This is a genomic window from Streptomyces sp. NPDC028368 (genome assembly GCF_055565615.1).
The window spans coordinates 540756-555210 of record NZ_JBVHTY010000001.1 but is presented as its reverse complement, the minus strand read 5'-3'; the positions used below and the strand labels follow the sequence as shown (position 1 = coordinate 555210).

The 14455-nt window shown below is 69.7% G+C and carries 14 protein-coding genes; 4 read left to right on the top strand and 10 right to left on the bottom strand.

Going from position 1 to position 14455, the window contains the following annotated elements; all coding sequences use genetic code 11:
- Both ACZ4S3_RS02460 and ACZ4S3_RS02455 read left to right on the top strand, forming a co-directional pair.
- Positions 1–471 carry an SRPBCC family protein gene (locus ACZ4S3_RS02460; protein ID WP_467924758.1) on the top strand — a complete coding sequence of 157 codons (471 nt, stop codon included), beginning with the start codon at positions 1–3 and terminating at the stop codon, positions 469–471.
- A gap of 58 nt (positions 472–529) precedes the next feature.
- Positions 530–856: a TcmI family type II polyketide cyclase gene (locus ACZ4S3_RS02455; protein ID WP_467924755.1), complete on the top strand. Its 327-nt coding sequence runs from the start codon at positions 530–532 to the stop codon at positions 854–856.
- A gap of 91 nt (positions 857–947) precedes the next feature.
- Here the strand turns inward: ACZ4S3_RS02455 and ACZ4S3_RS02450 are convergent, their stop codons facing one another.
- The 4 genes from ACZ4S3_RS02450 to ACZ4S3_RS02435 all read right to left on the bottom strand — a co-directional run bounded on the left by ACZ4S3_RS02450 (position 948) and on the right by ACZ4S3_RS02435 (position 3846).
- Entirely contained in the window at positions 948–1976 is a 1029-nt protein-coding gene (locus ACZ4S3_RS02450; protein WP_467924752.1) for a methyltransferase, read from the bottom strand.
- Between the two features lie 106 nt (positions 1977–2082).
- The gene (locus ACZ4S3_RS02445) at positions 2083–3144 is read right to left on the bottom strand and encodes a right-handed parallel beta-helix repeat-containing protein (protein ID WP_467924750.1); all 1062 of its coding nucleotides are present in this window, start codon (positions 3142–3144) and stop codon (positions 2083–2085) included.
- Between the two features lie 113 nt (positions 3145–3257).
- A complete protein-coding gene (locus ACZ4S3_RS02440; RefSeq protein WP_467924748.1) occupies positions 3258–3431 on the bottom strand; it encodes a hypothetical protein in 174 nt (57 codons plus the stop codon).
- Positions 3432–3636: 205 nt separating this feature from the next.
- Positions 3637–3846, bottom strand: a complete 210-nt coding sequence (locus ACZ4S3_RS02435; RefSeq protein WP_467924746.1) for a hypothetical protein — start codon at positions 3844–3846, stop codon at positions 3637–3639.
- 288 nt (positions 3847–4134) lie between these two features.
- On the opposite strand from ACZ4S3_RS02435, the gene ACZ4S3_RS02430 reads away from it, so the two are divergent.
- Entirely contained in the window at positions 4135–5352 is a 1218-nt protein-coding gene (locus ACZ4S3_RS02430; RefSeq protein WP_467924744.1) for an MBL fold metallo-hydrolase, read from the top strand.
- A 61-nt stretch (positions 5353–5413) separates the two neighbouring features.
- On the opposite strand, the gene ACZ4S3_RS02425 is transcribed toward ACZ4S3_RS02430, so the two are convergent.
- Entirely contained in the window at positions 5414–6712 is a 1299-nt protein-coding gene (locus ACZ4S3_RS02425; RefSeq protein ID WP_467924742.1) for a glycosyl hydrolase family 28-related protein, read from the bottom strand.
- Positions 6713–6775: 63 nt separating this feature from the next.
- On the opposite strand from ACZ4S3_RS02425, the gene ACZ4S3_RS02420 reads away from it, so the two are divergent.
- Positions 6776–7507, top strand: a complete 732-nt coding sequence (locus ACZ4S3_RS02420; protein WP_467924740.1) for a CDP-alcohol phosphatidyltransferase family protein — start codon at positions 6776–6778, stop codon at positions 7505–7507.
- A gap of 40 nt (positions 7508–7547) precedes the next feature.
- Here the strand turns inward: ACZ4S3_RS02420 and ACZ4S3_RS02415 are convergent, their stop codons facing one another.
- From ACZ4S3_RS02415 to ACZ4S3_RS02395, 5 genes are all read right to left on the bottom strand, one after another.
- Entirely contained in the window at positions 7548–7976 is a 429-nt protein-coding gene (locus ACZ4S3_RS02415) for an FAD synthase family protein (protein WP_467924738.1), read from the bottom strand.
- A gap of 22 nt (positions 7977–7998) precedes the next feature.
- Positions 7999–9507, bottom strand: a complete 1509-nt coding sequence (locus tag ACZ4S3_RS02410; RefSeq protein ID WP_467924736.1) for a PQQ-binding-like beta-propeller repeat protein — start codon at positions 9505–9507, stop codon at positions 7999–8001.
- Positions 9508–9624: 117 nt separating this feature from the next.
- Positions 9625–11166, bottom strand: a complete 1542-nt coding sequence (locus ACZ4S3_RS02405; protein ID WP_467924734.1) for an oligosaccharide flippase family protein — start codon at positions 11164–11166, stop codon at positions 9625–9627.
- The gene (locus tag ACZ4S3_RS02400) at positions 11163–12845 is read right to left on the bottom strand and encodes a polysaccharide biosynthesis tyrosine autokinase (RefSeq protein ID WP_467924732.1); all 1683 of its coding nucleotides are present in this window, start codon (positions 12843–12845) and stop codon (positions 11163–11165) included. The genes ACZ4S3_RS02405 and ACZ4S3_RS02400 overlap by 4 nt, the downstream gene beginning before the upstream one ends.
- Entirely contained in the window at positions 12842–14347 is a 1506-nt protein-coding gene (locus ACZ4S3_RS02395; protein ID WP_467924730.1) for a hypothetical protein, read from the bottom strand. The genes ACZ4S3_RS02400 and ACZ4S3_RS02395 overlap by 4 nt, the downstream gene beginning before the upstream one ends.
- Positions 14348–14455: the final 108 nt, after the last annotated feature.

Sequence of the window (14455 nt, the reverse complement as noted above, 5' to 3'; positions counted from 1 at the left end):
ATGCCCGGCCACACCGAGAACGAGATCAAGATCGCGGCCCCCCTCGACCTCGTCTGGGACATCACCAACGACCTCGAGAACTGGCCCCGGCTCTTCAGCGAGTACGCCGCCGTCGACGTGCTCTCCAAGGAAGGCGACAAGACGACCTTCCGGCTGACCATGCACCCCGACGACAACGGCACCGTCTGGAGCTGGGTCTCGGAGCGGGTGACCGACCGCAAGGGGCTCACCGTCCGCGCCCGCCGCGTGGAGACCGGCCCCTTCCAGCACATGGACATCCACTGGACGTACGCCGAACTGCCCGGCGGTACGGGGATGTACTGGGCGCAGGACTTCGCGATGAAGCCCGAGGCCCCGGTCGACGACAAGGGCATGACCGAGCACATCAACCGCAACTCCAAGATCCAGCTGGAGCTCATCCGGGACAAGATCGAACAGCGCGACCGCGAAATCAAGGCCTCGGTCAACTGACGCCCCGCCCGGCCGCGTTCGGACCGCCACCCCAGGCGGCAACGAAGGGACCTGACCGATGCACCACGCACTGATCGTCGCCCGTATGGCACCGGAGTCGGCTCCGCGGATCGCCGAGGTCTTCGAGGCCTCCGACCGCACGGAACTGCCGCATCTGATCGGCGTCTCCCGGCGGAGCCTGTTCCAGTTCGGTGACGTGTACTTGCACCTCATCGAGTCCGAACAGCCACCGGGACCCGAGATCGCCAAGCTGACGGAGCACCCCGAGTTCCGTTCCATCAGCGACAAGCTGTCCGCCTACGTCAGCGCCTACGACCCGGAGACCTGGCGCAGCCCGAAGGACGCGATGGCCCATCAGTTCTACAGCTGGCAGCGCAACGGCTGACCAGGGCTGACGGCCTCACGGGGGCCGGACGCCAGGTGCCCGCGATCGACGACGATCGCGGGCACGGTCGCGGGCGGATCCGGGGCACGGCTCAGCCGGGCACGCTGCACTCGAAGGCGTGCAGATACGCGTTGACCGGCATGATGTCGTGGACCAGCAGGCCGGCTTCGGACATCCGGCTGATGAGACTTTCCTTGGTGTGCTTGGCCCCGCCGACATTGAGGAGCAGCAGCAGGTCCATGGAGGTGGTGAACTTCATCGACGGACTGTCATCGACGAGGTTCTCGATGATCACGACCCGGGCACCGGGCCGGGCGGCCTCCAGGACATTGCCCAGTGTCCGCCGGGTGCTCTCGTCGTCCCATTCCAGGATGTTCTTGATGATGTAGAGATCGGCCTGGACCGGGATGGCGGTACGGCAGTCGCCGGGCACGATCTGCACGCGGGAGGCGAGCGGGCCGCCGTCCCGCAGCCGTGGGTCCGCATTCGCCACCACATTCGGCAGATCGAGCAGCGACCCTTCGAGATCCGGATGCTTCTCCAGCAGACTGGCCAGCACATGCCCCTGACCGCCCCCGATGTCCACCACCGAGGAGACCCCGGTGAGATCGAGAAGCTCCGCGACATCCTGCGCGGACTGCTTGCTGGAAGTGGTCATGGCCCGGTCGAAGACCTGCGCCGAGTCCTGGGCGTCCTGGTGCAGATAGTCGAAGAACCCCTTGCCGTACAGGTCGTCGAAGACGCTCCGGCCCGACCGTACCGCCTCATCGAGCCGCGGCCAGGCCTCCCAGGTCCACGGCTCGGTGCACCACAGGGAGATGTACCGCAGGCTGTTGGGGGCGTCGTCGCGCAGCAGCCGGGACATCTCGGTGTGGACGAACTTCCCATCGTCGGTCTCCTCGAAGACCCCGTAGCAGGACAGGGCGCGCAGCAGCCGCTGCAGCGGCCGCGCCTCGGTGTGCAGCGCGGCGGCCAGCTCCTCCGCGGAGGTGGGCGCGTCCTGAAGCGCATCCGCCACGCCGAGTCTCGCTGCCGCGCGTACGGACGCCGCGCAGGCGGCTCCGAAGACGAGTTCCCGCAGCCGCATGGCCGGCTGGGGGGTGGGGCTCACGGTGGTCATTACGCCTCGATTCCGCTGCTGCTCGATGCTCCTGAAGAACTGCACACACCTGGAGAACTACGCACGCCCGTGGGACTGCACACGCCCGTAGGACTGCGCACGCCCGTCAGCACAGGCCCGCCGGCTTCGAGGTCCGGCACACATTGCGGACGAACCGGTTCCCGGCACCGGCCAGGTCCTGGTTGATGAGGTCGGCGGGCTTGTTGCGCAGCACCTCGTTGCCGCTGATGACATTGCGTTCGCTGAGGACCTTCGCAAAGCTGTGGAAGAGGACGATGCCGCCGGAGAGCGGGGACTTGCCGACGTTGTGTCCGACCCGGTTCGCCCGTACGCGGCTGTCCTCGACGCCCGTGAGGACGATGCCGCTGCCCTGGAGGAACGGGAGACGGGCGGTGGCGGGGCAGTGCTTGTTGTTCTCCATCACGTCGTTGCCCCGCACCGTCAGGTCCCCCGCCCGGGGCTTGCCCTCGTCGCCCACGAGGAACATGCCACCGCAGTTGCCGGTGACGTCGTTGTTGCTGACCTGAAGATTTCTGAGCCGCCTGATGGTGATGCCGATCCGGTTCCCCACGGTGCGGTTGCCGATGACCGCGGTGCTGTGGGTGTCCACGGCACCGCCCTCTTCCTTGACCGTGTTCGCGAGAAAGAGACCCGCATCGCCGTTGTTGCGGGCGACGTTGCGCCGGATCACGCTCCGTGCGGATTTCTCCAGGCTGATGCCCCACTGGCCGTTGTCCCGGGAGACGACCCCGCGTACCCCCAGCCGCGTCGTCCCGGTGGCCCAGATGCCGTTCTTCTTGAAGCCCGCGACGGTCAGAGAGCGGATGGTGACGCCCCGCAGAGGGTGCTTCGGCGTGCCGATCACGCAGATGCCGTTGCCGTCCTTCCCGCAGGCGTTCTCCGCCCGTGCGAGCGGCGGTCTGATCACGGTCCGGCGGCCCGCTCCGCGCAGCGTCACCCCCGACTCCTTGATCAGGACGCTCTCCCGGTACATGCCGGGCGCGATGACGACGGTGTCCCCGGGTCTGGCCGCATCCACCGCCCGCTGGATCGATTCGCCCTGGTGGACGAAGTGCCGGTCCGAGGCGTCGGCCGGTGGGGCCGCGCCGAGTCCACCGACTGTGGCCGTCGTCAGGCACGCTAGGTACTTCAACCGTCGAATCGCCATGAGGCGAAGCTATGGGCGATCGCGGCCGTTCGCCACACGTGGTAACCCAATGGCTACAGTCGGTGCGTTCGCGCCGCTCCCGACGCGCCGTCGGCCCGGTCCGCGACGCGCCGTCAGGCCCGGTCCGCGGGTGGCGGCGAACCCTGCTCCGCCTCGGCACACGGCTGCGGATCGGACGGCTGGGGAACGGCGAAGGGGCGATCGGCCGGCCCATCCGGGAACACCTCTGCCATCAGCGCCGTGAGGCTGGTCGGCAGGAACCACAGCCGGGTATGGGGGACGGTCACGGAACACCAACGGCGCGGGGGCGGCCAACGACACCCGCCGGGGGGCCGCGGGCCCGCTTCATCACCCCAACGGCCCCTGGCGGCCGTGATCCAACGGGCGTGGGAGCCAACGGTGAACCGTTCGCCCATCCGTGGCTTTCCGTGACCGAGTGTGCCGTGCTGTTACCGCCCAACGCCCCTGCCGGTACGGCAGCGGACCTGCGGCTCACGACCAGACGTCATGATCCCCGCCCTGCCACTCGATCACCGCACGGTCATCGAGCGACACCATGTCCGTGTCCAGACCGGCCCGGCGCAGGAATTCGAGAACATCGACGCTGCTGTAGGCGCGGCCGACGTTCTCCTCCCCGATGGTCACCTGCCTGCCGCCGCCGGGGGACGGCGGATGCACGATGACGGGCGGATGTTCGGCCATACCTCCAGCCTGCGACCGGCGGGGCGGCGGCGCACGTCTACCGCCGTCCACCGGGGCGCGCGAGCCGCGGTCGTGATCGGCGGCGACCGGCCGGAATGCCGTCCGGCCGGACCGGGGCCGGGAATGTCACCGCCGATCGCGTGGTTGGTGTCTGAGGGTGATGGTGAGGAGATCCGGGTGTCGTGGCGGCGCAACGCGAGAGGGCGCGACGCGACGAGGTCCGGTGTGCCGGAACCTGCCGCTCGCGCGGTCCGTTCATCTCGCGACCGCCCCGACCATGGAGGTGCCGTGACCGGTTCCCGACCCCGCCGTACGCCACTCAGCGCGCTGCGCCCCGCCGGCTTCGGCGCCGAGCCCACCGGCGAGCGGCTGGCCAGGATTCGCAGATCGCCGCAGTTCGTGGACGGCCAGTTCCGTAACCCGGTGCCCACCCAGCAGGTTCAGCGGGGATCCGCGCTGGAGATGGCACGCACCCAGCTCAGCCACGAAGGCCGGCTGCGCAGGGCGCCGGTCGGCCGGATCCCGGTGCACCGCCCGACCGCGGCGGACCGGGGCAAGCCGCCCGAGTCCGGGCTGCGGATCACCTGGATGGGTCACTCCAGCGTGCTCGCCGAGATCGACGGGCAGCGGGTGCTCTTCGACCCGGTGTGGGGCGAGCGCTGTTCGCCCTTCACCTGGATCGGGCCCAAGCGCATGCACCCGATGCCGGTCGAGCCGGCCGAGCTCGCCCCGGTCGACGTCGTGGTGATCTCGCACGACCACTACGACCATCTCGACATGCCCACGATCCAGGGCCTGAAGGACTCCGGCGCCGCCTTCGTCGTACCGCTCGGCATCGGCGCCGACCTGGAACTCTGGGGCGTGCCCGCGGAACGGATCACCGAACTGGACTGGAATGAGTCCACCCGGGTCGGCGGGCTGACCCTGACCGCCACCCCCGCGCAGCACTTCTGCGGCCGAGGGCTGCGCGGTCCCCAGCACACCCTGTGGGCCTCCTGGGTGGTGGCGGGCCCCGAGCACCGCATTTTCCACAGCGGCGATACGGGCTACTTCTCCGGATTCGCCGAGATCGGTGCGGCGCACGGCCCGTTCGATGTGACGATGATCCAGGTCGGCGCGTATTCGGACTTCTGGCCCAAGAACCAGACCACGGGCAAACGGCACCCCGGCATGTGGCCGGACATCCACATGAACCCTGATCAGGGCGTTCAGTCCCACCTCGACCTGCAGGGCGGAGAGCGCAGTGGCGTGATGCTGCCGATCCACTGGGGCACGTTCAAGCTCGCACCCCACCCGTGGGCGGAGCCCGCCGACTGGACTCTGACCGCCGGCCAGAAGGCCGGGGTCACCACCGCCCACCCCCGGCCGGGCGAGCCGTTCGAGCCCGCCGACCTCCCGGCCGTCTATCCGTGGTGGCGGGCGATCGCCGTGCCGCCTGTCCAGGGGTGGCCCGCGTGGCCGCCGGTGGTGTCGCCCGACACGGTGGACCTCGCCGCGGACCGGTGAGCGACCGGTGAGCGACCGGTGAGGAGGGGTGCGAGGTGCGGCGAGGCTGTCCCCCGCCCCGTCAGGGCCCCAGGCAGTCGACGAATTTCACCCGGTCACCCGCGCCCTTGATGAAGTCCCGTGCGGGGTGATTGCGGAACAGGCACATGTCGTAGCGGACGCGCGGGCCGGCCGCACCGCCCTCGCCGTCCTGCTCGTAAACGTGCTGCCCGGACAGCTGGCATGAGTCGTAGCGCACCAGCGGGCCTCGTGCTCCGGTGCGGTAGTGGTGCGGACGGCTCGTCGACGCGAACGGTTTGAAGGCCTGCGCCGTGTCGTCGCAGTCGTTGAAGTGCACCGTCCCGCTGTCCCAGGCGCAGTCGATCACGAGGGTGTCGGGGCCGCGGACCTCGAAGCGGATGTCCTCGGCATGGAACCGCTGTACGGAGTCGTGGTGCGGGCCGCGCGGGAAGCGGAAGAAGGTGCTGGTGCGCCCGTAGTCAGCGGACTCCTGGGGGCGGCGGCCGGTGATGATGTACGAACCGCCGCGGCAGGTGACGGAACCGCCGTAGGGGAATTCCAGGAAGTTCCCCCAGGAGTATTCGACCTTCATATCGGTGAACCAGTAGTTGAGGAACTGATCCTGCTGCTGCCGGTCCGGTGACTTCTGCGACAGCCCGGAGTACAAGAACGCCTTGCGGTAGGCGCCGCCGACGCGGCAGGCGTCCCAGCGCATCTCCGAGTTGGTGTTGCTGCCGTCGAGAGCGAGCCCGTAGGTCCACTCGCCGGTCCATTCGCAGGCGGAGAAGCGGTAGTCCTGGGCCTGGCCGGTGGAGTACGAGTAGAAGAACGAGGCGCCGGGTGTGCCGGAGCGGAAGCCGATCTGTTCGAACATCACATTGGCCCAGCTGTCTTCATTGCGGCAGAGGTAGGAGTTCTCGGCCCGGGGCGGGGCGAAGAGCAGCTGTGTCATGCGTTTGCCGGCGCCGCGGAACCGTAAGCCGTTGGCCTTGAGCTTGCCTCCCGGGGCGTTGAGCAGTGCGTTCGGGGTGCGGATGAGGTAGGTGCCGGCCGGTACGTCGATCACCGTCCGGCCGATGTGGTCCCACACCCGGCCCGCCGCGTAGGAGTAGGCGCGGGCGAAGGCCCGGCTGTCGTCGGTGCGTCCGTCGCCCTTGGCGCCGAAGTCGGCCACCACATCCACCACGTCCTTGCCCTTGGGCTTGCGGCCGGTGACCACGGCGGCGTTGGCGTCGTCGGAGGGCGGCGCGGAATCCGGGGAATCGCACCCGGCGAGGGAGGCCGCCAACGCGGCGGCCGCACCCGCCAGTACGGTCCTGCGGGCGGCACCGCCGGTTGACGGAGAGGGCGCGACTGCCATGATGTTGCTCCTTCGGGGGGTACTCCGGGGGCCTTCGGGGGTTCATTCATCAGGTGGGGGGATATGAGCCGGTTCCGATACGCGATCAGAGAGCTGTCCGCGGCCCAGAAATCCGCGAAGGGGGTGTCCCTGTACTCGCGCCATGTGAACCGTCCGGCCGGCCGGGTACTGGCCGCCGCGGGCTACGCAATAAAATTGACGCCCAATCACATAACCCTGATAAGTGGCGGCTTCACCCTTGCCGGCGTGGTGATGATCGCCACGCTCCGTCCTTCGCCCGCCGTCGCGGCCGCGGTCTTCGCGGCGCTGGTCGTCGGCTTCGCCCTCGATTCGGCCGACGGCCAGCTCGCCCGGCTGACCGGCACCGGAAGCGCGGCGGGGGAGTGGCTGGACCATGTCGTCGACTGCGGGAAAATGCTGGCCGTCCATATGGCCGTGCTCATCGCGTTCTACCGCCACTTCGGCTTCTCCGACCCGGTGTACCTGCTGGTGCCCGTCGCGTTCCAATTCGCCGCGGTGATGGTCTTCTTCGGCGGCATCCTCACCGAACAGCTCAAACGCGCGGACCGGCTGAGAAGAGGCGAGGGCGGTCCGGCGGCCGCGGCCTCCGTCTCCACGCTGCGTTCCGTCGCGCTGCTGCCCGTCGACTACGGGGTGTTCTGCGCGATGTTCCTGCTGTTCGGCAGCCGCGACCTCTTTGTGGCGCTGTACTGCCTGCTCCTTGCCGCCCACGTCCTCTTTCTGGTGGCGTTTTTGGTCAAGTGGTACCGCGAACTGTCCGTCCCGGGCCGCTGAAGGCCACCGGACGGACAGTTCGCCAGGCCGGCTCATCCGGTCATGCCGAATTCGCGAGCCCGTCGAGCGCCTTGCGTAACAGGGTGCTCGACGTGTGCACGGTGTAGGGGAAATAGATCACCTCGACCCCGACCGTCGCGAAATCCCGTTCGAGCTTTTCGCCCTTGCTGGTGCCCCGCCAGTCGTCGCCCTTGAAAAGGACGTCGAACCGCACCTGCTGCCAGGTCTCCAGCTTGTCGGGCACCGTCTCGACGAACGCCGCGTCCACGAACCGGACGCTGCGTACGATCTCCAGCCGTTCGGTGAGCGGAATGACCGGTGCTTTTCCCTTTGCCTGCACGGCCATTTCGTCCGAGACCACCCCGGCCACCAGATAGTCGCACTGACTCCTGGCGTGCCGGAGAATGTTCAGGTGCCCGACGTGGAAGAGGTCGTAGACCCCAGGCGCATAACCAACGCGGTGCGTCACTTTCCCCCCACTCGGTATGCGGTCAGTTTCTGGCGGTCACACGGACCGGGCCGTTGCGGCCCGAGACATTGGTGCCGTCGGTGACCTCGAGCGAGTAACGGTGCTCCGAGCCGGGCTGCACGGTGTCCGTGAAACTCATATCCGGCCGGTTCCAATAGCGGGAGTCCTTGCTGAGCGAGGTCAGATACGCGCCGTCGCGGTAGAGCTTGTAGGTCAGGACGCCGTTGTCCCGGTCCCACGACGCCTTCCAGTTCAGCGTGATCTTGCCCCTGGCCTGGCTCGCGCCGCTGAGCAGCGGCACCTGCGGCGCTCCGGTGTCCGGGCCCGCCGCGAACCGGGTCAGGCCCTGCTGCGGCTTGTCGTTGACGGTGGTGAACTCGCCTCCCGCCCACAGGATGCCGTCCGCCATGGTCAGCGCCCGCGGGCCGATCTGCTCGCCGATCCCGTCGTTGGTGTCCGGGAACCACGGCAGGATCGTCTTGTCGGAAAGGGACTGCGCCAGGAAGTGCTGGCGGTTGCCGATGTCCGTGAAACCGCCCGGGGTGTCGGAGCAGTTGTGCGCGTGCGAGCCGCTGTACAGGACGCCCTTGTACGGCAGCACGGCCTGGGTGGCGCCCAGGCAGGTGTCCTTCCAGATCTGCTTGCCGTCCGAGAGCCGGCCGGCTATCCGGCCGTCGAAGACGCCGCCGCCGGTGCCCTCGGCGCCCAGATAGAAGTTCGTGCCGTCATTGACCAGCGTCTTGACCGCCGACCGCTGGGGGATCCAGCTGGTGAAGGAGTCGACGGTCTTTCCGGTCGTCGCGTCCAGCCCGGCCAGCGCGTGCACCCCCAGCAGACTTCCGTTCACCGAGGTGAACCGGCCACCGATGATGACCTTGTTGAGCTTGGGTGCGACCGTGATGGCGTTGACCCCCGGCGTGGGGTCGTTGGAGATCGACGACCCGCGGACCGTCGCCTTGAACGGCAGCAGCGCGCCCGTGGGCCGCAGCGCGGCGATCCGCTCGCGGGTCTGCCCCTGGACCGTGTCGAAACCACCGCCGAGATAGACGGTGTCGGCGGTGACGTCGATCGCCCGCACGGTCGAGCTGACGGTCGGCTTCCAGGCCGCGCCGATCGTGCAGTCGGCGGTGTTGAGGGCGGCGGTGTTGGAGCGGCCGACCGGACCCGCCTTGCCGAACGAGCCGCCGATATAGATCAGCGAGCCGTCGGGCGAGGCCTTCATGGCCCGGATCGTGCCCGTACCGCCGGTGAAGGCGGGGGCGCAGGGCAGCGGCTGCCCGGTCTTGGCGTCGAAGGCCGCGAAGTTCGTGCGGGCGATCTCACCGGTGCCGGGGGCGGCGCCCGGCGGCCGGATGTGTGTGAAGGTGCCTCCCACGTAGACGATGCCCTTGGCGTACGCCAGGGCCCACACGATCCCGTCGGTCTGCCAGGTGCCCAGCGGATCGGCGGTGAGGGTGGTTTCGCCCGTGGCCTGGGCGGGGCCGGCGGCGAGTGCCGTCGTTGCGGTGCCCAGTACCGCGGCTGCGATCAAGAAATGGACGGCTTTGTTTTTTTGGCGCACAGGTCCCCCCTGGAAGCATGGCGCGATCGGAATTGTCGGGAGAGGGAGCGCGAACGAGATGAGTTCTGTGGGAAAAGGGCACAGCGTTCATCGTGAGTTTTCCGAACTGCGCTTGCGCACGGCACCGAAGAACTCCCCTACCCCCAGCGGCAAACGATAGCGCCAGACGAGGACGCCGAAAGCCCCAATGGCCAAAACAATTCCTAAAAGAGCACCGGGGACGCTGTCACCGAAAAGCGTTCGACTGCCGAACGCGAGGGGCGCCACCACCACGAAGCCGATCACCGTGGCGAGGAGATACCCGCGGTCGACGGTACGAAATCCCAGATGACGGCGGGCCAGCAGCGCCGAGGCGCCGTTGTCCACCACGATCGCCAGCCCCCAGGAAACCGCCGCGCCCAGCACCCCGTACCGCGGAATCAGCCATATCCCGCTGCCCAGTTGGACCAGGAACGCGGCACCGGCGACCACGAGGTTCCAGACACTGCGTCCGGCCATCAGGATCGCGGTCTGCGCGTTACCGACACCGACATTGACCACACAGGCCGCCGACAGCACCACCAGGCCCGGCGCACCACCGGCGAAACCGGGCCCGAAGAGCGACAGCACGGTACGGGGGTAAGCCGCCAGGATCACGAACACCGGCCAGGAGAAAAGCGCGATCCAGCGCGTCGACAACCGGTGCAGCGCTCCGGCCCCGTCCCGGTCGCCGCCCGCGAGCAGCCGGCTGATCTGCGGGGCGACCGCCAGCCTGACGGCCAGCTGGAGCAGCGTGCCGGCGGTGATCAGCCGCCCGATCGCCGTGTAGACGCCGGCGTCGCCGCTCGTCCCCAGCACCGACAGCAGGATCACCCCGATCCACACCGCGGTGATGTCGAAGACCGAGGAGACCGCCCGCGGTCCGGCGAAGCTCCAGAATTCCCTTGTGGATAAGGGGAGTTGATTGCTCTGCCGGTTTCCGGGGTGCGCGCGGCGGGATCTGCGCAGCGAGACATACGCCGCCGCCGCGCCCAGCACCCCCGGGGCGAGCCACGCCGCGGAAAGCCCGGCCACGCTCGGCGCGAGCAGCACCAGCGGCACCGCGAGCAGCACCCGTAACGCCGGCTTGCCGATCTGCTCCACACCCACGAACGGCACCACCGACCCGAACCCCCGGGTGGCGCCGAGCAGCACCAGCGCCACCGTCGTCACCGGCAGAAACACCGCGAACAGCCGCATCACCGCGACGGCTTGGCCCGCCTCCAGACCGGGCAGCAGCCGGCCGGCAAGGCCAGGGGAGCAGAACAGCACCGCCGCCCCCGCGGTGCTCGCCAGCAGCGCCGGCCAGAGCGAGATCCGTAACAGGCGAGGCACCCCCGAGCCGCCGGTGAGTTCCAGTTCCCGGGAGACGAAGCGGACCAGGGCGGTGTCGGCCCCCAGCTTCAGGGCGTTGCTCAGGATGGTGAAGGCCGCGACACCGGTGAAGAGCGCGCCCGCCCCGCGGGCCCCGAGGCCATGGGTGACGACGGCGACGAGGGCGAAGCCGAACAGCGCGTTCGCGGCCGAGCCCGCCAGGGCGAACAGACTGCCACGGGCGGTCGTGGCGACGCCGCGCCGGCCGGCGGCGGCCGCCGGGCGGATGGCCGTCACCTGGGCAGGGAAGTGGTGTCGGTGTCGAGGGACGCTCCGTCCACCGGACCCCGGCCGGTGTCGGGCGGCGGCGGACCGGGCTGCGCGGGCGGCGCCACCACTCCGGTTACCGGGCGGCTGCGGCCGCGCTTGCGGTGAGTGGGACCACCGTCCGTCAGCCACCGCAGCGACGGACGCCGGCCGCCCTTGTCCAGGACGGCCCCCAGGATGTGCCCGCCCGCCCCGGTGATCAGCTCCCACACCCGGTCCAGGTCGTCCCGGCGCACCTCGTTGAGGTCGCAGACCACCACGACGCCGGCCGCCTGCTTGGCGACGGCCAGCCCGTCCGCGTGCGCGAGCAGCGGACCGGTGACCACCACGACGTTCTCGTTCGGACCCGTCGACGTAGTGAGCAGCCGGGCGAACTGCGGTCCGGACAGGGCACGCGCGGGATTGGGGACCTCCCGGCCGGGCAGCAGGTCGAAGCGCCCGTCGACCCCCGCGTCCACCGCGAACCGTTCGCCCTCCGCCCAGCTGCCCGGCACCGGCCGCCGGCGACCGGGGTGCAGCGGCAGCCGCTGAGCGAGCTCAGGGGTACGCAGATCGGCCTCGACCAGCAGGATGTCATTGCCGATCTCGGCGAACGCACCGGCGAGGTTCACCGCGACCGAGACCGCGTCGGCGTTCTCCCGGGGAGAGACGATCAGCAGGCTGCCCCGTCCCGCGAAGCGCCGGTCGTGCACCAGCCGGAAGGCGATCGTGCGGTACGCCTCCGCCCGGTTGCCGTGGCCGGACCGACCGACCTCCAGCATCTGCTGACCGCCCCGCCGGCGCGGCAGGATGCCCAGCACCGGGGCGCGCAGGTTGTCCTGCACATCCGCCACCGAACGCACCCGCGGTTCCAGCACCGAGCGGACCCAGGCGGCCAGGATCCCCAGGACGAGACCGACCACGGCACCGGCCGGCAGCAGCATCGCGAGACCGGGGCTGGAGGGGAAGGCCGGCGGATCGCCCTTGCGGACGATGTCGCCGGGGGTGGTGTCGAGGGACTTCAGGCTGGATATCCGCCCTTGCAGATCCGCGATCTCCGATACCAGGGTGCTGCGTTCGGACTCGTCGGTGGCCCGTCCCGCCCCGGCACCGGCGACCGCGATCCGCCGGTCCAGTACCTTGCGCTGCTCCTGTAGGGGATTGAGCTCGGCGGTGAGCTTGCTGACGGTCGTATCGATGCGCTGGGACGCGGCGTCCTGCCGGTAGCCGAGGTAGGCGTGCACAAAGGCGTTGACGAGCGAGGCCGCCCGGTCGGCGGAGTTGGCGCTGTACTCGAACATCAGCGTTTGTGTCTCGGGTGGGTTGCTCACCCGCAGATCGCGCTGGAGCGTGGCCGGGTCCGTCCGTTCGCCGAGGGCCTTGGCCGCGCCGGCCGCGACCGAGGCGCTCTGCGCGATCTGCCGCTCGGTGCCCATGCTGATCTGCTTGTCCACCGAGACGCCGCCGGCCTCGAACGGCGCGGTGCTGATCGCATGCACCACCACCTCGCCGGTCGCCGTATAGGTCGGACCACCGAGCAGGAACACGGCGCCACCGCCGAGCATACCCAGCAGCAGACCGAGCACGATGAGGGCGCGATACCGCAGGAGCCGGCGCAACTGGTCGCGGATCTGGTCCGGTTCCTCCGCGGGCTCGTCGAAGACGCTCACGTACGGGCTCCTCCTGTGGGTAGCGGCAAGGCGTCGCGGTGCGCCGGGGGCGCCGGCGCGTACGCGGACTCGGCCGCGGACGGCGGCGGAGCTTGCCGGCCGGGTTTGCGGGTGATCAGCAGCGGGATGCACACAAGCAGCGCCAGCGGTCCCACGAGGGCCATGAGACTGCCGCGCAACAGCACCAGCTGGTAGAAGCCGAACGCGGGCACCAGCAGCGCCGCGAGGGTGCCCCGGCGCCGCCGCAGCCGGTGCCGGAGGTCATCGATACGCCGTCCCACGGCACCGATCAGACCGAAGACGGCGATGACCGACGGGAAGCCCGCCCACATATACGTCTCGATCCACAGCGGCGCGGAGAGATTGTCGAAGGTGTACCCCGCGTGCCGGGCCAGCAGGATCCCCGCATCCGCCGGCTTGCCGGGCCATACGGGGCGCGGAACGAAGAACAGCGGCGGGCCCAGGGCGGCCGTCGGCGTGAAGCCGTGCGTACGGACGTAGTCCACACCCGTCTCGATCTGCTGGAACGCGTCGTAGTCGCCATTGGAGGTGAACTGCTCGGCGAGCGAGACGACATGGACCGCCTCCCGCTTGTCGTAGCGGAAGTAGTCGCTGTACGGGAAGACCACCAGCACCACGGCCGCCACGCCCGCCGCGCCGATCCGGAAGGCCCGCGGCCCGCGCAGCCAGGACGCGCTGAAGACCAGCGCCAGCACGACCGTGCCGGCCCAGAACCGCGGCTGGCTGATGGGGTTGTTGACCACGACATTCACCGCGGCCAGCAGCGGCAGCAGCAGCCGGCGCAGTCCCCGCAGGGTCCGGTCACCCGCCCTGAACCGCGGCACATGCACCAGCGCCACCAGCGCCCAGAACGCCGGCACCGACAGGGCCCAGGCCGCCATCGCCCGGTCCGCCGAACCGGACGGCTCCGCCAGCGCCGCCGCTTCGTTGGCGGCCTGCCGGCTGAGGAAGAACGCCGACAGCCCGCCCTGACCGGGGATCAGTAAAGCCGCCAGCACCAGCGCCACGGCGCACAGCAGCAGCACCCGTCCCGGCGCCAGCCGCCGCGCGAGGACCGGCTCGAGGACCGTGGAGGCGCGCGCCGAGCGCCACGACGCCAGGGCCGACCCCGCGCTGTAGGCCACAAGTCCCGTCTCCACCAGCACCGTTGTCGTCAGCGCGGTCCCCGCGTCGACGACGAACCCGCGCGGATACGCGTCCGTCGCGAGCATGGCCAACGGCGCGAGCCCCAGCCACACATACGAGAAGAGCCAGAAGCCGAAGGCGATCACCCGGGCCCGGACATCGGTCAGCACCCGGGCCAGGGCCACACCGGTGTGTGCCACCACCACGCCCTGGACGGCGAGCGCGGCACCGAAGCGGGCGTCTCGCGACTGCAGGATCAGCAGCGGCAGCAGCACCACCAAAAACAGCGCCCAGCAGCACAGGGCGGCGATGGCACGCGCGGGCTCCGCGCCCCCCGGCCGAGTTCCGCGCACCATCGGCCCACCTCCCCCCAACTCCCCACCAGAGAGCACAATCTAAGGGACATCAGGAAAGAAGGTGGCCTTCGGGATGGAATCGCAACGTAATTCGCCTCCGCGGACGCC